We start from the raw sequence: 22883 nt of genomic DNA on the forward strand, positions 1-22883 counted from the left end.
TATCGCCAGTTTGTGGCAACATTTAACGTTAGGCGATTAAAAAAACATCAAATGGTTAAAAACATGGTTTTTTTTTGTTTTTACGCTTGCAAGGGAGAAAACATTCCACTAGAATTCGCACCACTTAATGTAGTGCCGACTTAGCTCAGTTGGTAGAGCAACTGACTTGTAATCAGTAGGTCGCCAGTTCGACTCCGGCAGTCGGCACCATTAATAAAATTGTTGTAAAAGTATTGGAGGGGTTCCCGAGTGGCCAAAGGGATCAGATTGTAAATCTGACGGCTCAGCCTTCGGTGGTTCGAATCCACCTCCCTCCACCACTTTGCAATAATGAAGATAGAAAAGCGGACGTCGTATAGTGGTAATACCTTAGCCTTCCAAGCTAAAGCTGCGAGTTCGATTCTCGCCGTCCGCTCCATCTTTAAGTGATTGCTGATATGGCTCAGTTGGTAGAGCGCACCCTTGGTAAGGGTGAGGTCGGCAGTTCGAATCTGCCTATCAGCACCATTCCTTAAGATTTCTATCTCACTAAATTTATTTTATTTTTGTTAATTTATCTCAGAGGCATTACATAATGGCTAAAGCAAAATTTGAACGTTTAAAACCGCATGTAAACGTTGGTACTATCGGACACGTTGATCACGGTAAAACTACTTTAACAGCTGCTATCTCTGCAGTATTAACTAAAGTACACGGTGGTGAAGTTAAAGATTTCGCACAAATCGATAATGCTCCTGAAGAGCGTGAGCGTGGTATTACAATCAATACTTCTCACATCGAGTACGATACAGAAGTTCGTCACTACGCACACGTAGATTGTCCTGGTCACGCCGATTACATCAAAAACATGATCACCGGTGCTGCACAAATGGATGGCGCTATCTTAGTAGTTGCTGCTACAGATGGTCCTATGCCACAAACACGTGAGCACATCTTGTTATCACGTCAGGTTGGTGTTCCATATATCATCGTATTCATGAACAAATGTGATGTTGTAGATGACGAAGAATTACTAGAATTAGTAGAAATGGAAATTCGTGAACTTCTTTCTGAATATGACTTCCCAGGTGATGATTTACCGGTAATTCAAGGTTCAGCTCTAGGCGCTCTTCAAGGCGACGAAAAGTGGGAAGCAAAAATCATCGAACTTGCTGATCAATTAGATAACTACATTCCAGAGCCAGAGCGTGCAATCGACGGAGCATTCATTATGCCTATCGAAGATGTATTCTCAATTGCTGGTCGTGGTACTGTTGTTACTGGTCGTGTTGAACGCGGTATCATCAAAATTGGTGAAGAAGTAGAAGTTGTTGGTATCCGTGATACTCAAAAATCTACTTGTACTGGTGTTGAAATGTTCCGTAAGCTTCTAGACGAAGGTCGTGCTGGCGAGAACTGTGGTGTACTTTTACGTGGTCTTAAGCGTGAAGACGTTGAACGTGGTCAAGTATTATGTAAGCCTGGTTCAATTTCACCTCATACAAAATTCGAATCAGAAGTATACGTGTTAAGTAAAGATGAAGGTGGTCGTCATACACCATTCTTTAAAGGATACCGTCCACAGTTTTACTTCCGTACAACAGATATCACAGGTGCTGTAGAGCTTCCTGAAGGTGTTGAAATGGTAATGCCTGGCGACAACTTGAAATTTGTTGTAGAGCTAATCAACCCAGTAGCGATGGATGAAGGTTTACGCTTCGCTATCCGTGAAGGTGGTCGTACTGTTGGTGCTGGTGTTGTATCTAAAATCATCGCATAATTGCAGATTTTAGTTCTCACGAGAACTTAAAAAAAAGACGCTTAGGCGTCTTTTTTTATATCTAAAATTTAGCAAAACAGTCAAACTGTCAAAGTTACTAACACAGAGTAGGTGTTGTATCGCTATACCTCAAAGAGGCATCGCATAATTGCAGATTTTAGTGCTCACGAGAATTCAAGAAAAGACGCTTAGGCGTCTTTTTTATATCTAGATTTTAGCAAAACAGTCAAACAGTCAAAGTTGCCAACACAGAGCAGGTGTTGTATCGCTGTACCTAAAAGAAGCATCGCATAATTTCAGATTTTAGTGCTCACGAAAATTCAAGAAAAGACGCTTAGGCGTCTTTTTTTATATTTAAATTTTAGCAAAACACAGAGCAGGTTATTTCTACAGAGTAAATATCACTGTATCTTTATAGATATGTGACTGCGTATAATGATTGATATTACCAATCACCAAATGAGATTGATCACTTTTGCCACAAAGAAGACATTAAGCGTTAACTGTAAAATGTGTTTGGATTAGTTTTTGTATACCAACGCTTTACTAAGTGGCTAAAATGTGAAACGAAGCAACTGTTTTTTGTCCGTGTGAATGATGTTTTGTTTGAGTTTATAATAAACTTATTTAATTTTTTTCTATCTTGCAATCAGGATCTATTTTTTTAACATCGCAAGGCAGTTTTTCCTTTTTGATAGTAATAGTTCCATGCTTAGTATATATATCCATAGAAGAACAAGAACATAATAATAATGTAATCATGATGATTTTAAACATAAATATTTACCTTACCAACGTCCACTTAAGCGGACAAGAATAGTTGGTTAAAATGTGTAGCGAAGCGAAACTAACCAACTGCTAAAAGTCCTACTTGAGTAGCTTATATTTATTTTTCACTAGCATCACGAATGTGTTTTTTTAGAGATTCAACTTGTGAATCGCAAGATTTCCTTTTGTTTCCAGACATTTCTGAACACTTTTTAAATTCACTATGAGACATACTTTTAGCAATAGCAATTGTTAAACAAAAAATATCGCTGCACCTACCAGAAGGGTTGTACTCGTACCTTTTTTGATTGTTATTAGCGCAACTTATTAGGCCTAAAGCTAAAATCAACATAATCCATTTCATAAAATATCCTTTTTGCATGCACAATAATAAATATAACACTACTGAATTACATATTTTGTGCTAGAACTGGTAACCAACTTGTAAGAATGCGCCGTATCTACCTTTGTAATCAGCATTTGTGGCGTGAAAGGAGACTCCAAATGTTGTTCCAGATGTATCAATGCCATTCAGAAAATATGTATAGCTTAAACCAAAACCATAGACATCCTTTTCATGCGCTGTAAGTTTTTGATCTCCTTGTGGACCTTCAGGGGTTGAATAGGTGTAGTCATTCTCTTTAGCAACAAAACTGGCATAGACACCAAAGCCATGTTTATTTGAATCAAAAGCAAATAAATCAGTTTTTACCTACCCTAGCCCAAAACCACAGCCTGCACCATATCGTGTACTGTATTCAACACATCCCCCTGATATATACTTCATATCATTTTCTGAAATCAGTGAGAAATTTGCACCTATACCACTATATAAAGCTCCCAACCCCACACCAACAGAGTATTTTGTTTCAAGTTGGATATCTTCTGCAATGCAGTTAAGGGATAAAACAGACAGTAGTAAAATTAATTTTTTCAAAATACAACCTTATATAATAATTTATAAACGCCAATATAAAAGTTAGCGATACAACACCCAATTAAAAAGCTTTTAATTGTTGGCTAAAATGTGAAGCGGAATCCAGACAACTTATTTTTGCGCTTAATGCTGTTGTTATACGCAAACTACTTACCCGAACAAGTAAGCCTTCCGTTTTAATCCATTCTCTGTTACCAGAGGCACACCTTATTTTATAATTTCTACATTTTCCATTGTAGCTTGGGTCGATATATTAGAATGTCTATATTATGTTTTAGATTTGTAAAGAACTGTAAGAAACATAACTCATTAGAAAATATATGGGAAATTTTAATAGGCTAACTTCCGCGATGCGCATAAAGTGATCCTAAATATTGCTGATCGAGTCTCAAATATTATGACCAAAGAGTTGTCTTTTGAGAAAGCGATTTTGGCTGTATCCTTTTAAAAGTAATCAACCGTTAATAATACTAATATCAATTATTATGCGTAGTCACGGATATAGGTTTTAATGTATTCAATGTGGCAAAAATGATCAGTTTTCGATAACAAAAAAGTAATAATAAGTTTCGCTTTTATTTGATGATTGAGCACTTTAATAGTTAAACGTAGTCACACAGAGTAAGTGTTGTATCTCCTTTTGCCTGTAAAAAGGCAAATTTCATAAATTGTAACAAATACCTTAACTTTAATTCTTAAAGGCAGCTTTATTATTACTTTTTTTAGATTATAGTGAACAGATGATTGTTATAGGATGACCCCGATGAGTAATGAAACTAAAAAGATATTAGTAGTTGATGATGATATGCGCCTTCGAGCGCTTTTAGAGCGATATTTAGTTGAACAAGGTTTTGCCGTGCGTACTGCGGCGAGTTCAGAGCAAATGGATCGTTTACTTGAGAGAGAGAACTTTCACTTGTTAGTCTTAGATTTGATGTTACCTGGCGAAGATGGCTTATCTATATGTCGTCGATTACGTCAACAATCTAATGATATGCCAATTGTCATGCTAACCGCCAAAGGCGATGAAGTTGATCGTATTATTGGTTTGGAACTCGGTGCTGATGATTACATGCCAAAACCTTTTAATCCAAGAGAATTATTAGCGCGAATTAAAGCCGTATTGAGACGCAGGGTACAAGAAGCTCCTGGCGCTCCTTCACAAGAAGAGAACATTGTTTCTTTCGGTGAGTATCAACTTAACCTTGCCACTAGAGAGATGGTAAAAGGTGATATCAATATGCCTTTAACGAGTGGCGAATTTGCTGTTTTAAAAGCTCTGATCACTCACCCAAGAGAGCCACTGTCTCGTGATAAATTGATGAATTTAGCGCGTGGTCGTGACTATTCAGCTTTAGAGCGTAGTATTGATGTACAGGTGTCACGTTTAAGAAGAATGTTAGAAGTAGACCCGGCAAAACCTCGCTATATTCAAACGGTTTGGGGTTTAGGTTACGTCTTTGTGCCTGAAGGTAAAGAAGTCAATTAGTGCATTTAACACCGTTACTTACCTTATATAAGCGAAGACCCTACTATGGATGTAAACCTTGAAAATATTGCCACGTAGTGCCTTTGGGCAAACCGTACTCTTGATTGGTTTTTTACTCTTGATTAATCAAGTTGTTTCTTGGGTATCTATGGTTTATTACATCATCCAACCTAATACTCAGCTAACTAATGAGTTGTTAGCAAAACAAGTACGGGTTGTGCTTATTGATATTGATGATGATCTGCTTAGAAAGGCATTCTCAAGATCATTTCAAGAAAAAACGGGCATTGAAGTTTATCGTGAAAGTGACGCATTATCGTCAGGGTTGGCAGAAGCTACCTATCTTGCGCATCGCTCTAAAGAGATGTCAAAATTACTTGATGGTGATGCTGAACTGAGACTGACCCAAGGAGGGGAGCAATATATATTCTGGATCAGGCCTCCGCAAGCGCCACATTATTGGATCAGAATTCCCCTTTCAGGTCTAGAAGAAGCAAACTTTTCTCCGCTTACAGTGGTGTTAATGTTTCTGGGCCTATTGAGTGTCATTGGCGGTTGGTTGTTTGTTCGGCAAATAAATCGTCCTTTAAAAGCATTACAAAAAGCCGCAGAAGATGTCGGGCGTGGCGAGTTTCCTCAGCCATTAGCCGAGTTAGGTACCACTGAAATTGTTGCGGTAACTCAAGCTTTTAATCATATGTCTCGAGGTATAAAACAGCTTGAAGACGATCGTAACTTATTGATGGCCGGAATTTCTCATGATTTACGCACGCCATTAACCAGAATTCGCCTTGCGGCGGAGATGATGTCAACACAAGATGAGTTTTTAAAAGAGGGTATCGAAGGCGATATTGATGATATGAACAGTATTATTGATCAGTTTATCGACTACATTCGCCATAACAGTAAAGATAAGCCTGAGCTTTGCGATCTCAATCACTTAATTAATGATGTGATGCAAACCGAACTTATTTATGGTCGGCAGATAAATTTTTCAGAGCAAGAACTACCTGAAATACCGCTACGCTTTGTTGCGATGAAGAGAGCGGTCGCTAACATTATTCAGAATGCCTTACGTTACTCTGATGGCGATATTGATATTATTACCGGGATTTCAGTGGATAAAAAGTCAGTGTATTTCTGTGTGTCTGACAACGGTCCTGGTATTCCTGAAGAAGATATAGAACGTTTGTTCCAACCTTTTACGCAAGGGGATAAAGCGCGTGGCACAGAAGGAAGTGGTTTAGGCTTAGCGATAATAAAGAAGATAGTGAATACCCATGGTGGCGATGTTCTGTTAACTAACCGTGCTGAAGGCGGTTTATCAGCCAAGGTTTTATTACCCATTAAATAAATTTTCTGAAATTCACATATTAACCGTTGCGTTGCACAATGGACTGATGCCATAGAAGGTATGTCTCACTAAGAATGGTCATGCTGTGATAACGGTTCATCCCGAACATAAAAAAGCCGCTAAACGTTAAGTTTAGCGGCTTTTTAGTGATAACATTTAGATATTAAGTCGTTATAGCTGAGGTCCAGCATCGACTAATGACTTACCATTATCAGTATCAGTAAACTTACTAAAGTTTTTAACAAAGCGCTTAGCTAAATCTTCTGCTTTAGTGTTCCACTCTTCTTTATCTGTGTAAGTATCACGAGGGTCAAGAATATCGCCTTCAACCCCTGCAACACTCGTTGGGATTTCTAAATTAAATAACGGTAAAACAGTAGTTTCAGCGCTATCTATAGAACCATCTAGAATCGAATCAATAATCGCACGAGTCGCCTTTATTGAGATACGTTTACCCGTACCATTCCAACCGGTGTTAACTAAGTAAGCTTCAGCACCAACGGCTTGCATACGTTTACGTAGAACTTCAGCATACTGAGTAGGGTGCAAGCTTAGGAAGGCTGCGCCAAAACAACTTGAGAATGTCGGAGTCGGCTTGGTAATACCACGCTCAGTTCCAGCAAGCTTAGCCGTAAAACCAGATAAAAAGTAATATTCAGTTTGTGCTGGGGTTAACTTTGAAACAGGTGGTAATACACCAAAAGCATCGGCAGTTAAGAAAATAACTTTTTTCGCATGACCAGCACGAGAAATAGGCTTAACAATATTTTCAATATGATCAATTGGGTAAGACACACGGGTATTTTCAGTTTTTGAGTTATCATCAAAATCAATTTTACCGTGCTCATCAACGCTAACATTTTCTAATAATGCATTGCGACGTATCGCATTATAAATATCAGGTTCATTTTCTTTGCTTAAGTTGATCGTTTTAGCGTAACAACCACCTTCAAAGTTAAACACACCATTATCATCCCAGCCATGTTCGTCATCGCCGATAAGTTGACGCTTTGGATCTGTAGAAAGCGTTGTTTTACCTGTACCTGATAAGCCGAAAAATACCGCTACATCGCCTTCTTCACCGACGTTTGCACTACAGTGCATTGAAGCAATACCTTTTAAAGGTAATAGGTAGTTCATCATTGAGAACATACCTTTTTTCATTTCTCCGCCGTACCAAGTACCGCCGATTAATTGAATTTTTTCAGTAAGGTTAAAGGCAACAAAGTTTTCAGAGTTAAGACCTTGTTCTTGCCATTTATCGTTAGTTGTTTTAGCACCATTCATTACGATGAAATCGGGTTCGTAATCTTTCAACTCTTCATCTGAAGGGCGAATAAACATGTTTTTAACAAAGTGAGCTTGCCATGCAACTTGAGTGATAAAGCGAACTTTTAAGCGTGTATCGGCATTAGCACCACAGTAAGTATCGACAACAAATAAACGCTGTTTAGAAAGTTGAGTAGTCACTAAAGTCTTTAAATGATCCCAAGTTTCTTGCGTCATTGGTTTGTTATCATTCTTACCTTGATCAGACCACCAAACCGTATCACGGCTAGTATCATCACGAACAATATATTTATCTTTAGGTGAGCGACCGGTAAAAATACCCGTATCGACGTTAACCGCACCAAGCTCGGTTTCTATGCCTTTATCAAAACCAGTCAGTTCAGACTTAGTTTCTTCAGCAAAGAGTAACTCGTAAGACGGATTGTAAACAATCTCGGCAACATCATTGATGCCATATACAGATAAATCAATTGAGCTTTCTAAAGAAGCCATAGCGAATACTCTCCTAAAAGTACGACAGTGAACATTTTGTGTTAAACATGTTTGAGAACGCAATTTTAGGCGATTATTAGACAAAACGAAAGTAAAATTTCTTTCGTTGTGAAAGTTTTCACTATAACTTTCATTTATAGTGGTAGGGGGGAAGATACGGTGACTGAGTAATTAGACTAAATATTTTACCATTAGAACCATGTTAATTTATTTTAATTGTTTTATTACAAGAGCTTATTGCTATTTTTGCTTTATGGGAGAGACTGTAGATTATGCTGTTGATTCGCATAATCTACAGTGAATTTATTTTTGTAAAAGGAACAAAACAATTAAATAAATGTTTTGTTCTGTAAGGAATAAGTTGCAAATGAAAGTTATAAAAGTCAAAAGCTGACAATAGCGACAAGTTACAGCAAGTATCTCACTAACATTTGTCAGGCGACTAATGATATTGGAAGAAAATTACTGTCTGGTTAAAATATATCGCCGTTACTACTCTCATCAAAAATACGTGAACCATCAAGTATTTCACTACTATTATCTTGTGTTACTGATTCTGTTGGTGCGGTGCCAAACTGAAAGTATTCAAAAAAGCTGGTTTTATCTGTTTTATTGGTCAGTTTACCGCTGCTTTTATCAATGCGTACTGACACTATATCAACAGGCTGAATAAAAGGTTCTTCAGGATGAGCAACTAATGCAACTTCCATAAAGTCTATCCAAGCTGGTTGTGCTGATTTTGCCCCAGCTTCGCCACCAGTAATTTGATATTTATCGAGATTACTATTATAACGTGTTTTACCCAAACTTCTGCCTGGGTCATCAAAGCCGACCCAAGAAGTAGTGACCAATCGACGGCTAAAACCTGAAAACCAGGCATCTTTTGATTGATTTGTTGTACCGGTTTTTCCTGCAATATCATGTCGTTTTAATGTTTGTGCGCGCCATCCTGTTCCTCGCCAAAATGGTTTCATTTGATAGTCTGAACCCCAAATTGCCGCATTTAATGCTTGTGTCACTAAAAAAGCGTTCTGCGGGCTAATCACTCGTTCAGCTTTAATAAGTGGACGTAGGTCTTTTTCAGCTAAAAGCTCAACCGGGACTGAGGAATTATTAATATCTCGTTGCTCAATTTCTAGTGAACATATGTCACAGGCAATAGCTGGGTTTGCTTGGAAGAGGATTTTACCAAACGAATCTTCTATTCTATCAATTAAATAGGGTCTGATTAAATAGCCGCCGTTCGCGAAGGTTGCGAATCCGGTGGCCACTTCTAATGGTGTTAGAGATGCAGAGCCTAGAGCAAGTGTTTCGTTTCGTGGTAAATCGTTAGGCACAAAGCCAAAGGCTGCTAAATGGGGAATTATTTTGTCTAATCCAACCGCTCTTAATAGTCTAACGGCGATAACATTTTTAGATTGTGCTAGTGCTAATCGAACCCGAATGTCGCCGTTATAAATAGGGGGAGAGTTTTCTGGACGCCAAACTGAACCTGAACTTTCATCCCATTGGTTAATTGGCGCATCATTGACGAGTGTGGCTAAGGTGAAACCATTATCTAAAGCGGCGGAGTAAATAAAGGGTTTTATGTTAGAGCCCACTTGTCGTTTTGCCTGTGTAACCCGATTAAACTGGCTTTGCTGAAAGCTAAATCCGCCAATGGCTGCTTTTATAGCACCATTATCTGTTGATAAAGAAACGAGAGCAGAACTCACTTCGGGTAGCTGGCTTAATGTAAAACCCTGCGCGGTTTTAATAACAAAGACAACATCGCCATATTGGAGTATTTCATTAGCAAGCTTAGGTGCAGCTCCCTGTTTTTCATCATTAATAAATTCGCGCGCCCACGACATGCCTTGCCATAATATATCGGCTTCTTGCAAAGTGATGTGGTTATTATCCTGATGACCTAAAAATTTAATCGTCGCTGACTGTTCAGCAACACCTGTGATCACAGCAGGAAAAAGTGTCTGATAATTATCGATTTTATTAAGCGCTTTGATAACTTCATCATCGCTGAGCTCAGCTACCTTATCAATAGGACTTGCGTTTTCAGTTAACTCTGGGCGTAAAGAAACGACTGCGCCGCGATACCCATGTCGCAAATCGTATGACAGTAAGTTATCGATTACTGCTTTTTGTGCTGCTCTTTGAAAGTCTGAATTCACTGTTAGATAAACATTGTAGCCACCGGTATAGGCAAGCTCTTTTCCATAGAGATCGACCATCTCTTGGTGTGCCATCTCTGCTATGTATGGCGCATTCAACTCAATTTCTACACTGTGTCTCTTGCCAGTAATCGGGGCTTGGTTTGCTTGTGCCATCTCTGTTGAGTTGATATAGCCTGCGCTATACATACGCTGTAAAACAATTGCGCGATTGGCCTTGGCGTTATCAGGCGAACTTATAGGGTTTCTGTTAGAAGGTGCTTTAGGTAAACCAGCAAGTACCGCTATCTGGGCCAGTGTTAAGTCTTTAACATCTTTACCGTAATATACTTGTGCTGCTGCGCCAAAACCAAAGCTACGATGGCTTAACGGTATTTTATTCATGTACAGGGCGAGTATTTCATCTTTTGTGAGTAAACTTTCAATATGGAAAGTTAAAAATATTTCACGGATTTTGCGAGTGTAGGTGACTTCAGAGGTTAAGAAAAAGTTTCGTGCCACTTGCATGGTAATGGTACTTGCACCCCCTTTGTTTTGTCCCATCAGTTTACCGAGTACAGCTCTGCCTAGTCCAATTGGGTCGACGCCAAAATGTGAATAAAAGCGATCGTCTTCACTGGCTAAAATGGCGTTAATTAGTTGCTGTGGAAATTCGTTAAGCTTTAAGGGAATGCGTTTTTTTTCGCCAAACTGATTGATTAACTTATTATCGGCACTAAAAATTTGCATCGGCGTTTGCCATTGCATGTCTTTTAATGAAGCCACACTGGGTAATTCACTACGCATTGATAAATATAAAGCGGCTAAAGACAAACAAGCTAAAAGTATAAAGATTAGCCCTACTTTTATGAGGCGTTTAAATAAAAGCACTAAATTTTTCTCTCAATATTGGACAAAAAAACGATTAATAACACTAGTATATCCTTTAAAAGCATGTAATAAATGTATTTATCACAGGTTTATGCCTAATATAAAGCAATGCAATAATGTTTATTTAAATTTATTTATTTAAATTGTGTCGTTATTAGTGAATTTACTCATATTAGTAGGATGTTATGCTCAGCAGTCTTTTTAAAAAGAATACATCTTTAATAGTTGGTATTGATATTGGTTCTCATGCAATAAAAGCGGTTTTGTTAAGTCAAGATGATGAAGGGTATGTGCTAGAAGCATTAGCAACAGAAGTTATGCCCCGTGGTGCTATTATTGATCGAGAAATCCAAGACATTGATGCCGTTGGCAAAGTTGTTACTAAAATCAGAAAAGAAATTACCTCTTCAGTCAATCAAGCTGCAGCAGCCGTTTCTGGACAAACCGTTATTACTAAAGTTATCTATATGGACGTTAATTTGTCTGAGCACGAGCTCGCCAGTCAAATTGAAATTGAAGCCGATAGTTTAATTCCTTACCCTTTAGATGAGGTTAGTTTAGATTTTGAAAAACTGGACATTAATGAATCAGACCCAACCAAGGTTAATGTTTTATTAAGTGCTGCTCGAACCGAATCAGTAGAAGCGAGAGTTGCGGCTTTAGAATTGGGAGGATTTCAAACTAAGGTTATTGATGTTGAGTCATATGCCGTGAGTCGAGCCTACGATTTAAGTTTATCGCAATTACCCGATGATGCTAAAGACAAAACGGTTGCTATAGTTGATGTGGGCGCGGTGATGACCTTGTTTTCGGTGACTGATGCTGGCGCACATATTTATAGCCGTGATCAACTCTTTGGCGGCGAACAATACACTCGATCAATTGTTTCATATTACAATCAAACCTTTGAAGAAGCTGAGCATGCCAAAATAACGAATGATTTGCCGCCTAATTATACCTTTGAAGTTTTAGGACCGTTTCACACCATTTTTACACAGCAAATTCGCCGTGCAATACAAATGTTTTTAACCTCTAGCGGGAAAAAGAAAATAGATTATATTATTGTTTCAGGTGGTAGTGCTAATGTTGAAGGTCTTGAAGCCTTGTTAACTGAAGAATTAGGTATCCATACTATTATTGCAAATCCTTTTAAATCGATGACCGTTGCCGACAGTGTAGATAAAGATGTGTTAGATAAAACCGCCGCTCAATATATGGTAGCAGCAGGTTTAGCATTGAGGAGCTTTGTTTCATGGCATTTATAAATCTACTCCCATGGCGCGAAGAAGCCGAAAAAGCCAAACAACGTGAGTATTTTACCCTACTTACTATTGTTGCCGTAATCGCCTTCGCACTGGTTTTTATTATTAGTCAATTTTACCAAATGCGTATTGATGGTCAAAATTCACGTAATCAGTTTTTAAAAACAGAAATTGCTCTTCTAGACGCCCGTATTATAAAAATTAAAAACTTAAACGAAAAGAAAAAAGAATTACAAAAAAGAACTCAAGTGGTCGAACAACTTCAGCGCAGCCGAAATGTGGGTACCCAAGTTTTTGATGAGATAGCTAAAATAGTGCCAACAGGTGTTTATTTGACCCGTCTTGAAAAACAGGGCAACAGTATTAACATCGTTGGCAAAAGTGAATCGAATAACCATTTAGCGAATATGATCCGTGAAATAGAGCGCTCGGTGTTATTTACCGATGCAATCTTAGAATCTATTACGACCAATGAAGCAAAAAACAAATTATTGAGTGACTTTAAAATGCGGGTGCGTATTAAAGGCTTATTAAATAGTGGAGATGACGGAAAAGTGATCACTAACGGAGGTAAATCATGAACATAGATTTAACTCAATTCTTTGAACAATTTGAAGGTTTAGAGGCTGATAACGTTGGACAGTGGCCAAAAGCAGCCAAAATAACATTAGCCGTTTTTATCGCTATCGTGGTTTTGGTTTTAGGTTATTTTTTATTAATCAGTGATAAAATAACAACACTCGATAATTACGCGGCGGAAGAAGTTACACTAAAAAGCCAATATAAAATAAAATACCATGTTGCTGCCAATTTAGAATTATTTGAGCAGCAAATGAAAGAAGCAGAAGCCTTGTTTGCCAATCAATTAAGAAGTTTGCCTGAAAGTCATGAAACCCCTGGTTTACTTGATGATATAACTTTTGTTGGGACAACAAGTGGGCTGAAATTTGTTAAGCTTAATTGGCAGCCAGAAGTAACTCGTGAAATTTATATTGAACTTCCTATTGATATTGAAGTGGTTGGTTCTTATCATGAGTTTGGTAACTTTGTCAGTAAAATTGCTGGGTTACCTCGTATTGTTACTTTGCATGACTTTGATGTCGATATTAACAATATGGAAAATGGTTTACTGGGTTTAAAACTACAAGCAAAAACTTACCGTTATCGAGAGGCTGAAGAAAAATGAAAAAGTCAGTCTTATTTATTGCGCTTGTTATCAGTGTCAGTGGTTGCTTTGATGATACCAGTGATTTACGTACCCATATAGCGACAGTGCAGGCAAATACACCCAATGTTATTAAGCCTATGCCGGTAATTTCAAAGTTTGGTCATTTTGACTATTCAGCGCAAGGGTTACGAAGTCCATTTGATAAACCAGAAGTTGAAGCAATCCAACAGAAAATTCAACAGATGTCAGGATGTTTGAGTCCAGATCCTCGTCGCCGTAAGCAGCCCTTGGAAAAGTATCCGCTCAGCAACTTATCAATGCGAGGAACTTTAGGAGAACAAGAGATTATTTGGGCACTTGTTGAGGCATCTGATGCAACCTTACATCGAGTTGCTGTTGGAAGTTATTTAGGATTGAATCATGGTCGCATTACAATGGTGAATCCATTTGATGTTAAAGTTAGAGAATTAATTGCTGATGGCGCTGGTTGTTGGGTCGAACGTGAAACGACACTTAAAATGGTCAAGTCAGGTACAGAGGGGCAAGGGAAGTAATGTTGCTATTTAATAAAATAAAAAGTCATCCGACAGTTACATTAACGGTAACGCGAAGTGTTATCACCGCAGTGATGCTCTATTCTTTGGCTTTTTCGGCATGGTCTAGTGATCTAATAGGTATTAAATATAATACTTTACAGAACGATGAAATAGAGTTGCAGTTTGAACTCACCGAAACCATTGTTAATCCACCCGTGATGAAAACGGCGATGAATCCTGCTCAAATCACCATTACCTTTGATGCCAATGAGTTTAATGAAAAGTTATTAAAAACCATTGTTGAACATGCCGGTGTTAGTCATGTTAGCGTGCAAAAATTAGCGGGAAAAGTGGTTGCTACGGTTCACTTAGATCAACTGTCCGTTTTTGATATTAAGCAAAATGGTAAGATCTTCTCATTAATTCTCAATAAAGGTGTGGGCGACTCGCCGATCACCAAGGTAAATCCATTAGGTAATACCTTTATTAACAACATTGATTCGATAGATTTTCGTAATGGTGAAAATAACGAAGCACAAATACTGGTTTACCTTGATGACAGTATGGTTGCTGTTGATGTGACAGACAAGCTCGGTAAGTTGTATATCGAATTCCATAACACCCAAATTATTGACGACTTACTTTATAAATTAGATGTTACCGACTTTGGTACGTTAGTTACTGGCATCGAAACCTTTAGAGATGGACGTAATGCCAAGTTTATTGTCGAGATCAATAGTGATTTTACTTTTAAGCATCAACAGATTAATAATGTTTTTTCATTAACTGTTGTTAAAAATGATAAAGCGCCCGGTTACTTAGAAGAAGATGGTGATTTTAGTGGTCGCGCTATTTCTTTAAATTTTCAAGACATTCCTGTTCGTACCGTTTTACAAATTATTGCTGATTACAATGGCTTTAACTTAGTGACCAGCGACAGTGTCTCTGGAAATGTGACTTTGCGTTTAGACGGCGTGCCATGGGATCAGGCCCTTGATATCATATTAAAAGTTAAAGGCTTAGATAAGCGTATGGAAGGCAACATTTTAATGGTTGCTCCGAGCGACGAACTTTCTGCCCGTGAAGCACGTGATTTACAAGCTAAACAGCAAGTCGCTGAACTTGCGCCACTCTACTCTGAATATGTACAAGTAAATTATGCTAAGGCAACCGACTTTGCTAACTTAATTAAAAATGATGACAATAGTATTTTGTCATCACGTGGCAGTGTCAGTGTTGACGAGCGAACAAATACCTTATTAATTCGTGATACGGCGAAAAGTATTGAAGATATAAAGCGTATGGTTAATGTTTTAGATATTCCTGTACGACAAGTGATTATCGAAGCGCGTATGGTCACAGTAAAAGACAGCATTAATGAAGAGTTAGGTATACGCTGGGGGGTTACTGATACTGACGGTGAATATGCGGGCTCTGGCTCCTTAGAGGGTGCTAATTCTGCAGCAAGTGGACTGGTACCTAATTTAGCTGACCGATTAAATGTAAACTTACCCGTAGCAAACCCAGCAGGTAGTATTGCTTTTCAAGTGGCACGATTAGCCGATGGTACTATATTGGATCTTGAGTTGAGCGCGATGGAGAAAGAAAATAAGGGTGAAATTATCGCAAGCCCAAGAATTACTACGGCAAATCAAAAACAAGCGTATATTGAACAGGGGGTCGAAATTCCCTATCAAGAAGCATCGTCAAGTGGCGCGACGTCAACTCAATTTAAAAAAGCTGTGCTTAGTTTAACGGTAACACCACACATTACCCCAGACGATCGTATTATTCTTGATTTAGTCGTCACTCAAGATACCGTCTCTGATGTACAAAGTGGCCAAGCACCCGCAATTGATACTCAGCGAATAGGTACACAAGTGCTAGTTAATAATGGCGAAACGATTGTTCTTGGCGGAATTTATCAACAAGCAATTATCAGTACAGTATCAAAAGTACCTGTTTTAGGCGATATTCCCTATTTTGGTTGGCTATTTAGAAATAGCAACAACTTTAATGAGAAAAAAGAATTATTAATTTTTGTGACACCACGCATCGTAACTGAGCGTTTTTAAACAACTTTGTGAGTTACTGAGTAATTTCATTTTATTTTCGTCTTAGTTAACTTGCAATGTACACCGAACAATTGCGATAATTACGCCCTCAAAATTTTCGGAGGGGGTTCCCTCATATTTGTAAACGTAATTATTTATACGAGCTGAAGTTAATCTAATGGCAGAAAAACGTAATATTTTCCTTATCGGCCCTATGGGCGCTGGTAAAAGCACAATTGGTAGAGAATTAGCTGATAGGCTACATCTTGAGTTTTTTGACTCTGATCAGGAAATAGAGCGCCGAACAGGTGCAGACATCGCATGGGTTTTTGATCTTGAAGGCGAAGAAGGCTTTCGCAAAAGAGAAGAAGGTGTAATTGAAGACTTAAGTGAAAAACAAGGTATTGTTTTAGCGACTGGTGGTGGTTCAGTGATAAGTACACAAGTACGTAATCGCTTATCGGCACGAGGCATAGTTGTCTATTTAGAAACAACTATCGACAAGCAAGTGGCTCGTACGCAGCGTGATCGTAAACGTCCATTGTTGCAAACCTCTGAAGAACCACGCACAGTACTTGAAAATCTAGCAATAGAACGCAATCCTTTATATGAAGAAATTGCTGACGTTATTGTAAAAACAGATGATCAAAGTGCTAAAGTTGTTGCCCATAAAATTGTTGAGCGCTTAGATTTCTAAAAGCGGCTAGGCACTCAAAAAAGACCTAAAAATGACAACGCTAAATGTTGAACTCGGTACACGCAGTTACCCCATCTATATTGATAGTGGACTATTAACTAATAATAGTCTGCTTACTCAGCATATTCGTGGTAAACGAGTATGTATTGTTTCTAATAATATTGTTAAGCCGCTATATCTTGCTACTTTAAAAGCAAAACTAAGCGCTTTCGACGTTGACGAAATAATACTACCTGATGGAGAAGCTCAAAAGTCACTCGCAAACTTTGATGTGATCATGTCACATTTATTGGCCAATGGTCATGGGCGAGATTCGACGTTAATTGCTTTAGGTGGCGGCGTTATTGGTGATATTACCGGCTTTGCAGCCGCATGTTACCAACGCGGAATCAACTTTATTCAAGTTCCAACCACATTACTTTCACAAGTCGACTCTTCTGTCGGTGGTAAGACAGCGGTTAATCATCCTTTAGGTAAAAACATGATTGGCGCTTTCTACCAGCCAAAAGCTGTTCTTATTGATATTGATAGCCTTAGCACTTTACCTATCCGCGAATTCAATGCGGGCATGGCTGAGGTGATTAAGTACGGTATCTTAGGTGATAGTGATTTTTTTGCTTGGTTAGAAAGCAATATTGAAAAAATAAAATCAGCGGATAAAAACACACTGATTGAAATGGTTAAAACTTGCTGTCAATGCAAGGCAGATATTGTTGCCGCTGATGAGACCGAATCAGGCGTAAGGGCATTATTGAATTTAGGCCATACCTTTGGTCATGCTATCGAAGCCGATCAAGGTTACGGTAACTGGCTTCATGGTGAAGCTGTCGCTACTGGCATGGTACTTGCCTCTAAGTTATCAGTAGCAATGAATTTGCTTGAAGCGTCAGATCTTCGTCGTATAGAAACATTAATTGCCGCGTTTGATTTACCATTAATAGCGCCTGAAAGTATGGGCTTTGAAGAATTTATTTGTCACATGCGTCGTGACAAAAAGAATTTGGCAGGTGTATTACGTTTAATCGTACCCACCGCTATTGGTCAATCAGAAATGCGTGATGATATTAGTGAGGAGATGCTTCAACAAATTCTGTAATTTTAATACAGAACAGGTGAAACATGTCTGCACAAGCACATGCCACAGAATATAACGCTCCACAAAGTGTAACAACCATTAGTGCTAACGCACGCGTTGATTATATTTTACGCTTTTCAAAGCATGCCGTTTTGGTTGTTGACCAAGATGCCAATGTTTATTCTCAAGTAGCGAGTCAGTTTCTTGGCTCTTTGGGTAATGATCACAATGCTGCTTTTATCGCTATATCACCTAAATTAAACGATATTCAAATTCGCTGTCGTATTGTTGAGCAACTTTTCGCTGACACACTATTTGATCCTGAGCAGTCTTTAGCTGTTAGCTTGATCAATTTATCTAAGCAAGAAAAGCAAACCATTGATATTGTCATCGAACACGCCCAGTTTCTCTCCGTACAAATTTTACATGAGCTATGTCAATTAACTGACATAGCTAAAAAAGCCAATTATGCAATCAGTGTGCTTATGCTTGGTACGCCAAAAGCTGGACTTTTACTGGCGCAAAATAAATCACTATTCCATAAAAAAATCTCAGTTTTATCTGGAGAAACAGGTCAGTTATTAACCCTTAACTCCAAAGCATTCAAAGTGAAGACATCACTTTTTACCTTCAGCCGTTTTACGAAGTGGACCTTAATTTTTATCAGTTTTGTGATTTGCTTAGGGGCAACAGGTTATTGGTTGTTTCAACAGGATGTTTTTAGTGCGAACACCGAGCTTAAATTAAAAGCAGTACCAGCAAACTCGACCAGTATTATTTCAGCTTATAATAATAAAAATGTGAGTGCTGCAGCGAAGAGTGAAGATATCTTTCTTTCGTTAACCGCACCCAACCCAGTAGTAAAGGTTCTAATGAGTCTACCGGCAGAGCCAAATGATATCGTTCAAGCAATTGTCAACGCTGAAAAAGACGTGGTTGAGTCGACAGACCCAATAGCCACCGATAAAGTTAAGCGCTTTGAATCGTTTCTTGATAAAAAAGGGGATACCGAAAATAAAGCTTCTTTTACCTTATCAACGGATAAAACCGTAAGAGCGGCTTTATCTGTTAAAAAGTCAGAAAATAAAGTGACACCCCTGATTACGCAAGCCGCTATTCCAGTAAACTCGATTGAAGATGTTGGCGGCCAAGGCAGTTACTATATAAGCGCACCATCGGGCTTTGTTATACAAATTGCTGGTTTTACTCGTCTTTCTGTCTATCAGGAGTTTATACCTGATTTTGTCGGTCTCAAGATTAAGAGTTACTATCGACTATTTAATCAACAACCTATGCTAATGATAACCTCTGAGGTTTTTAATACTCGTTTGGCCGCAGAAAAGGCCGTGACGTCACTGCCAAGTAGTATTAAAGTTTATCAGCCGTGGGTAAAGTCACTTCAAGCAATTAATAATGAAATCAATGCTTATCAAGACTCCCAATAATAAGCTAATCAGGATACAATTCGTTTTCTATTTTAAACGTCTATTTAAGCCTAGCACTTAAATAATGAGTTGTAAGGCAAATGGGTTAAATGATCAAAAAGCATCGAGCATTTTTAAAGTGGGCTGGCGGAAAATACGGTCTCAGCGATGTAATTAATAAAATGTTACCCAAAGGGGAGCGTTTAGTAGAACCTTTTGTCGGTGCTGGTTCAGTATTTTTGAACAGTAATTTTGACCATTACTTGTTAAATGATATAAATCAAGACTTAATCAATCTCTATAATATTATTAAAGATAACCCACAAAAATTTATCAAAGATTCAGCGATATACTTTACGCCTGAATATAATCAATCTGAAGTTTATTACCGGTTACGCAAAGAGTTTAATGCCAGTAGTGACAGCTACTTTCGTTCGCTGGTATTTCTTTATATGAACCGTCATGGTTATAATGGCTTATGTCGATATAATAAATCGGGCGGTTATAATGTTCCCTTTGGTAAGTATAAACGTCCATATTTTCCTGAAAATGAAATGCTGTATTTTGCCGAAAAAGCTAAGAAAGCCACTTTTGTTTGTGAAGGTTACCGAGAAACTTTTGCCAGGGCAAAAAGTGGCGATGTCATTTACTGTGATCCCCCTTATGTACCATTAAGTAAAACAGCTAGTTTTACCAGTTATGTTGGTAATGGCTTTGGTTTAGATGAGCAAGCTGATTTAGCCAATATTGCTGAAGAAGTCACTGAGCAAGATAAAATATCAGTATTGATCAGTAATCATGACACTATCTGGACACGTAAAATATATGAGCATGCCAGTAAGCAAAAAACGATACAAGTAGCGCGCACTATTAGCCAAAAGGCGAGTAAACGTAATAAAGTTGCAGAGTTACTGGTACTTTATAAGTAAGCTTCTAAGTCACTTATCTTAAGGTAAAACTAAAGATACTGCCGCAATTAACACGCCTATAAATATAGCGACACCGATTACAGCAGCAATGATGAAGTGGCTTAGTTTTCCTTCACTAAAATCTCTATCGCGGTTTTTATTACTTTGTACGCCAAAAAAAGCGGCGCCGACGCTTTTAGCGGTCGTTTTAAAACTACTGCTTTTATCAGAAGAATTTGTTTTTTTTGATAAGTTTTCCGTTGGCATCATATAATCCTTTTGTTGGGTGACACTTGATAGTCGCTTACTTTTCGCGCTAAAACAATCCTAAATATATTTCATCATTATTATCTACACGTTTTAGCGTTATCGAACGAGCAACTTATTTCAAGGTGATCGCTAACGTGGTGGCGATGAACAATGATTACCTGTTTAACATAACAGGGTAAAGTCGATATAAATTATAAAAAATGCATATATTTTTGACAGTAAAATATAGCTAGTCTATGCTAAATTGTATATTTGTCTAATATACCGATTATTTATCTAATTTACTGATAAAAATAGAAAAAGGATTTTCCATTGAACACGGATCTACTCAATTATGTTAACTTTCCCGCTTTAATTATTAATGAGCAAGGAACTGTAGTTAGTCGTAGTAAACACATCAAGCATAAATATCATATTAATGAGGGAGATGACTTCTTTGCATTATGTGACAGTAAGGTTAGTTTATCTGAATTCATTCTCAACTTTTCTAATATGCCTTTAGGCTCAAATGATAAATGTTTAACACATTTTAGTTTTATCCAAAAAAATATAGAGGTGTATGTCAGTATTATCAGTAAACAGCCGATTCTTTTTCTGATTGAATATAGTGCTGAATTACTACAGGATTCATCTGTTGTTGACTTAGTCGACCACTCGAATAATTTATTGTCCTTAGTTGACAAAAACTATCACTATTTGTCAGTTAATGAACAATATAGCCATAAATGGGGCTTGCAAAAAACGGACATTATTAACCAACATGTTATGACGGTCTTAGGAGAAGAAGTGTTCAACAAAGTGGTTAAGAAAGAGCTCGATTTATGTTTTTCAGGTAAGGTGAGAACTTATACTGATTGGTTTTATTCAGAAAATAAAAATCAAATGCTCTTTCTCAAGGTTGCTTACCAACCTGTTTTTGATAGTCAATCAGACCAAGTTAACTTTGTAGCTGTCACAGTGACTGATATTACCGATATCCAAGTGCTTAATGAACAACTGACGGAACAAGCTTTCCATGATCCGCTAACCACCTTAGATAATCGATACGCTTTAATGGCATATTTCGATAAACTTTCCGCAACACTGACCAGAAATGATTGTTACAGTCTAGTGATGATAGACTTAGATGACTTTAAACGCGTTAATGATTCATACGGTCATAATATCGGCGATGAACTGTTAAAAGCCTTTGCAGTTAACCTAAAAAACACTTTACGTGCTGATGACTTTTGTTGTAGATGGGGTGGAGATGAATTTGTGCTGATATTAGCGCAAGGAAACACAGCTCAAACATTAGTCACTGCAAGATATAATATAAACGATCGATTTCAGCAACTGCAAGAGAAAGTTTACCAGGTGGCAAAGCATAAATTATCATTGAGATTCTCATTCGGTTTAGCTTTATTTCCTCAACAATCCAAGAGCTTAGAACAACTCATCTCGATAGCAGACAGCAAAATGTACCGTGACAAAAAACTACAAAAGTTAAGTTAAATCTCACCTCAACAAAGGTCCCTAGATTAAGGACCTTTTATTGAAGCATACACTTGGTTAATAATTATGATAAAACCCATAAGTTTCGTTTATTTTACGGTGTTGCTGATCAGCCCAAAGGTAATACTGATGATCTTGTAGTTGGCTTGCAGCTGCTTTGTCTAACAAAATAACTGCATTTTCATGCATCTGTAATGCGGATGCCGGACACATAGCGGATAAAGCGCCAGTGATCATTGTATTTACTGCCTGGGCTTTATTTTCTCCTGTCGCCATTAATAATACATAGCGAGCATCCATAATAGTGCCAATACCCATGGTCATTGCCATCGTTGGTTGTGTTTCACCGTCTTTAAATAAGCGGCTATTATCTGTCAGTGTTTGCTGTGTTAATGTTTTAATACGGGTACGAGATGATAAGCTCGAAGTCGGTTCATTAAAACCAATATGGCCATTAGCGCCAATACCTAATATTTGTAAGTCGATACCCCCTAATGATTTTATTTTGTTTTCGTAGTTAAGCCCTTGTTCACGTGGGTTTTGGTTATGGTTACACGTTGGTAGGTAGGTATTGGTTTGTGCGATGTCTACGTTATCAAATAAATGCTCTTTCATAAAACTCCGATAACTTTGAGCATTATTAGCATTAATATTATGGTATTCATCAAGATTAAATGACGAGACGTGACTAAAGCTTAGCCCTTCATTTTTATGTTTATTAACTAAATGTTTATAGAGGCTAATCGGGGTGCTACCGGTAGCAAGACCAAGCACAGGTTTGGCTTTTTTAGTGATTAATTCACTGACCCATAGTGCTGCATGCTCTGCAACTTGTTCAGCATCATCAAAAATAATTATTTGCATGTAA

Annotated in this window: 19 protein-coding genes and 4 tRNA genes; 17 read left to right on the forward strand and 6 right to left on the reverse strand. The window is 37.9% G+C overall.

All coding sequences use genetic code 11. The features are described from left to right. The first annotated feature begins 134 nt into the window (after nucleotides 1-134). From A3Q34_RS12365 to tuf, 5 genes are all read left to right on the forward strand, one after another. A tRNA-Thr gene (locus A3Q34_RS12365) sits at nucleotides 135-210 on the forward strand. Nucleotides 211-235: 25 nt separating this feature from the next. Next, nucleotides 236-320: transfer RNA gene (locus A3Q34_RS12370), tRNA-Tyr, on the forward strand. 24 nt (nucleotides 321-344) lie between these two features. After that, nucleotides 345-418, forward strand: a tRNA-Gly gene (locus tag A3Q34_RS12375). Nucleotides 419-431: 13 nt separating this feature from the next. Further along, nucleotides 432-507 (forward strand) — tRNA-Thr (locus A3Q34_RS12380). Nucleotides 508-574: 67 nt separating this feature from the next. Next, complete coding sequence (gene tuf, locus A3Q34_RS12385; protein WP_070375043.1) at nucleotides 575-1759, forward strand: elongation factor Tu; 1185 nt, start codon at nucleotides 575-577, stop codon at nucleotides 1757-1759. A gap of 886 nt (nucleotides 1760-2645) precedes the next feature. Here the strand turns inward: tuf and A3Q34_RS12390 are convergent. Further along, nucleotides 2646-2891 carry a hypothetical protein gene (locus tag A3Q34_RS12390; protein WP_083278000.1) on the reverse strand — a complete coding sequence of 82 codons (246 nt, stop codon included), beginning with the start codon at nucleotides 2889-2891 and terminating at the stop codon, nucleotides 2646-2648. A gap of 348 nt (nucleotides 2892-3239) precedes the next feature. Next, complete coding sequence (locus tag A3Q34_RS20925; protein WP_231907350.1) at nucleotides 3240-3464, reverse strand: hypothetical protein; 225 nt, start codon at nucleotides 3462-3464, stop codon at nucleotides 3240-3242. A gap of 763 nt (nucleotides 3465-4227) precedes the next feature. On the opposite strand from A3Q34_RS20925, the gene ompR reads away from it, so the two are divergent. Both ompR and envZ read left to right on the forward strand, forming a co-directional pair. Beyond that, on the forward strand, nucleotides 4228-4953 hold the full coding sequence (gene ompR / locus A3Q34_RS12400; protein ID WP_070375641.1) for an osmolarity response regulator transcription factor OmpR: 726 nt from the start codon (nucleotides 4228-4230) through the stop codon (nucleotides 4951-4953). A 58-nt stretch (nucleotides 4954-5011) separates the two neighbouring features. Beyond that, nucleotides 5012-6307, forward strand: a complete 1296-nt coding sequence (envZ, locus tag A3Q34_RS12405; protein WP_070375642.1) for a two-component system sensor histidine kinase EnvZ — start codon at nucleotides 5012-5014, stop codon at nucleotides 6305-6307. A gap of 171 nt (nucleotides 6308-6478) precedes the next feature. Here the strand turns inward: envZ and pckA are convergent, their stop codons facing one another. Together pckA and A3Q34_RS12415 are read right to left on the reverse strand one after the other, a co-directional pair. Further along, the gene (pckA, locus tag A3Q34_RS12410) at nucleotides 6479-8089 is read right to left on the reverse strand and encodes a phosphoenolpyruvate carboxykinase (ATP) (protein ID WP_070375643.1); all 1611 of its coding nucleotides are present in this window, start codon (nucleotides 8087-8089) and stop codon (nucleotides 6479-6481) included. Nucleotides 8090-8562: 473 nt separating this feature from the next. Further along, nucleotides 8563-11127 carry a penicillin-binding protein 1A gene (locus tag A3Q34_RS12415; protein WP_070375644.1) on the reverse strand — a complete coding sequence of 855 codons (2565 nt, stop codon included), beginning with the start codon at nucleotides 11125-11127 and terminating at the stop codon, nucleotides 8563-8565. 185 nt (nucleotides 11128-11312) lie between these two features. Here A3Q34_RS12415 and A3Q34_RS12420 point away from each other — a divergent pair, with 185 nt between their 5' ends. From A3Q34_RS12420 to A3Q34_RS12460, 9 genes are all read left to right on the forward strand, one after another. After that, complete coding sequence (locus tag A3Q34_RS12420) at nucleotides 11313-12392, forward strand: pilus assembly protein PilM (protein ID WP_070375645.1); 1080 nt, start codon at nucleotides 11313-11315, stop codon at nucleotides 12390-12392. Beyond that, nucleotides 12380-12970 carry a PilN domain-containing protein gene (locus A3Q34_RS12425; protein WP_070375646.1) on the forward strand — a complete coding sequence of 197 codons (591 nt, stop codon included), beginning with the start codon at nucleotides 12380-12382 and terminating at the stop codon, nucleotides 12968-12970. The genes A3Q34_RS12420 and A3Q34_RS12425 overlap by 13 nt, the downstream gene beginning before the upstream one ends. Continuing rightward, a complete protein-coding gene (locus A3Q34_RS12430) occupies nucleotides 12967-13575 on the forward strand; it encodes a type 4a pilus biogenesis protein PilO (RefSeq protein ID WP_070375647.1) in 609 nt (202 codons plus the stop codon). The genes A3Q34_RS12425 and A3Q34_RS12430 overlap by 4 nt, the downstream gene beginning before the upstream one ends. Beyond that, on the forward strand, nucleotides 13572-14111 hold the full coding sequence (locus A3Q34_RS12435; RefSeq protein ID WP_070375648.1) for a pilus assembly protein PilP: 540 nt from the start codon (nucleotides 13572-13574) through the stop codon (nucleotides 14109-14111). Before A3Q34_RS12430 ends, A3Q34_RS12435 begins: the two co-directional genes overlap by 4 nt. Further along, nucleotides 14111-16168 (forward strand): type IV pilus secretin PilQ, encoded by a 2058-nt coding sequence (locus tag A3Q34_RS12440; protein WP_070375649.1) that lies wholly within the window; start codon nucleotides 14111-14113, stop codon nucleotides 16166-16168. Before A3Q34_RS12435 ends, A3Q34_RS12440 begins: the two co-directional genes overlap by 1 nt. 157 nt (nucleotides 16169-16325) lie before the next feature. Further along, the gene (aroK, locus tag A3Q34_RS12445) at nucleotides 16326-16844 is read left to right on the forward strand and encodes a shikimate kinase AroK (protein WP_070375650.1); all 519 of its coding nucleotides are present in this window, start codon (nucleotides 16326-16328) and stop codon (nucleotides 16842-16844) included. A gap of 31 nt (nucleotides 16845-16875) precedes the next feature. Beyond that, nucleotides 16876-17940, forward strand: a complete 1065-nt coding sequence (aroB, locus tag A3Q34_RS12450; protein ID WP_070375651.1) for a 3-dehydroquinate synthase — start codon at nucleotides 16876-16878, stop codon at nucleotides 17938-17940. Nucleotides 17941-17963: 23 nt separating this feature from the next. Next, nucleotides 17964-19364, forward strand: a complete 1401-nt coding sequence (locus tag A3Q34_RS12455) for an SPOR domain-containing protein (protein WP_070375652.1) — start codon at nucleotides 17964-17966, stop codon at nucleotides 19362-19364. 89 nt (nucleotides 19365-19453) lie between these two features. After that, complete coding sequence (locus A3Q34_RS12460) at nucleotides 19454-20272, forward strand: Dam family site-specific DNA-(adenine-N6)-methyltransferase (protein ID WP_197517587.1); 819 nt, start codon at nucleotides 19454-19456, stop codon at nucleotides 20270-20272. Between the two features lie 18 nt (nucleotides 20273-20290). Here the strand turns inward: A3Q34_RS12460 and A3Q34_RS12465 are convergent, their stop codons facing one another. Beyond that, nucleotides 20291-20518 (reverse strand): DUF2970 domain-containing protein, encoded by a 228-nt coding sequence (locus tag A3Q34_RS12465; RefSeq protein ID WP_070375653.1) that lies wholly within the window; start codon nucleotides 20516-20518, stop codon nucleotides 20291-20293. Between the two features lie 315 nt (nucleotides 20519-20833). Here A3Q34_RS12465 and A3Q34_RS12470 point away from each other — a divergent pair, with 315 nt between their 5' ends. Further along, nucleotides 20834-22015, forward strand: coding sequence for a sensor domain-containing diguanylate cyclase (locus A3Q34_RS12470; protein WP_070375654.1), 1182 nt, complete (start codon nucleotides 20834-20836; stop codon nucleotides 22013-22015). A 57-nt stretch (nucleotides 22016-22072) separates the two neighbouring features. Here the strand turns inward: A3Q34_RS12470 and nagB are convergent, their stop codons facing one another. Next, nucleotides 22073-22879 (reverse strand): glucosamine-6-phosphate deaminase, encoded by an 807-nt coding sequence (nagB, locus tag A3Q34_RS12475; protein ID WP_070375655.1) that lies wholly within the window; start codon nucleotides 22877-22879, stop codon nucleotides 22073-22075. Nucleotides 22880-22883 lie beyond the last annotated feature (4 nt).

The sequence above is a fragment of the Colwellia sp. PAMC 20917 genome (assembly GCF_001767295.1).
In the GTDB taxonomy this organism is placed as follows: domain Bacteria; phylum Pseudomonadota; class Gammaproteobacteria; order Enterobacterales; family Alteromonadaceae; genus Colwellia_A.

What these genes read in the sequence shown, in the direction of transcription:
- aroB (WP_070375651.1), top strand. Translation starts at nt 16,876, where the DNA reads ATGACAACGCTAAATGTTGAACTCGGTACACGCAGTTACCCCATCTAT.
- ompR (WP_070375641.1), top strand. Translation starts at nt 4,228, where the DNA reads ATGAGTAATGAAACTAAAAAGATATTAGTAGTTGATGATGATATGCGC.
- A3Q34_RS12455 (WP_070375652.1), top strand. Translation starts at nt 17,964, where the DNA reads ATGTCTGCACAAGCACATGCCACAGAATATAACGCTCCACAAAGTGTA.
- A3Q34_RS12425 (WP_070375646.1), top strand. Translation starts at nt 12,380, where the DNA reads ATGGCATTTATAAATCTACTCCCATGGCGCGAAGAAGCCGAAAAAGCC.
- A3Q34_RS12440 (WP_070375649.1), top strand. Translation starts at nt 14,111, where the DNA reads ATGTTGCTATTTAATAAAATAAAAAGTCATCCGACAGTTACATTAACG.
- A3Q34_RS12460 (WP_197517587.1), top strand. Translation starts at nt 19,454, where the DNA reads ATGATCAAAAAGCATCGAGCATTTTTAAAGTGGGCTGGCGGAAAATAC.
- A3Q34_RS12435 (WP_070375648.1), top strand. Translation starts at nt 13,572, where the DNA reads ATGAAAAAGTCAGTCTTATTTATTGCGCTTGTTATCAGTGTCAGTGGT.
- A3Q34_RS12465 (WP_070375653.1), bottom strand. Translation starts at nt 20,518, where the DNA reads ATGCCAACGGAAAACTTATCAAAAAAAACAAATTCTTCTGATAAAAGC.
- A3Q34_RS12420 (WP_070375645.1), top strand. Translation starts at nt 11,313, where the DNA reads ATGCTCAGCAGTCTTTTTAAAAAGAATACATCTTTAATAGTTGGTATT.
- aroK (WP_070375650.1), top strand. Translation starts at nt 16,326, where the DNA reads ATGGCAGAAAAACGTAATATTTTCCTTATCGGCCCTATGGGCGCTGGT.
- tuf (WP_070375043.1), top strand. Translation starts at nt 575, where the DNA reads ATGGCTAAAGCAAAATTTGAACGTTTAAAACCGCATGTAAACGTTGGT.
- nagB (WP_070375655.1), bottom strand. Translation starts at nt 22,879, where the DNA reads ATGCAAATAATTATTTTTGATGATGCTGAACAAGTTGCAGAGCATGCA.
- A3Q34_RS12390 (WP_083278000.1), bottom strand. Translation starts at nt 2,891, where the DNA reads ATGAAATGGATTATGTTGATTTTAGCTTTAGGCCTAATAAGTTGCGCT.
- A3Q34_RS12430 (WP_070375647.1), top strand. Translation starts at nt 12,967, where the DNA reads ATGAACATAGATTTAACTCAATTCTTTGAACAATTTGAAGGTTTAGAG.
- pckA (WP_070375643.1), bottom strand. Translation starts at nt 8,089, where the DNA reads ATGGCTTCTTTAGAAAGCTCAATTGATTTATCTGTATATGGCATCAAT.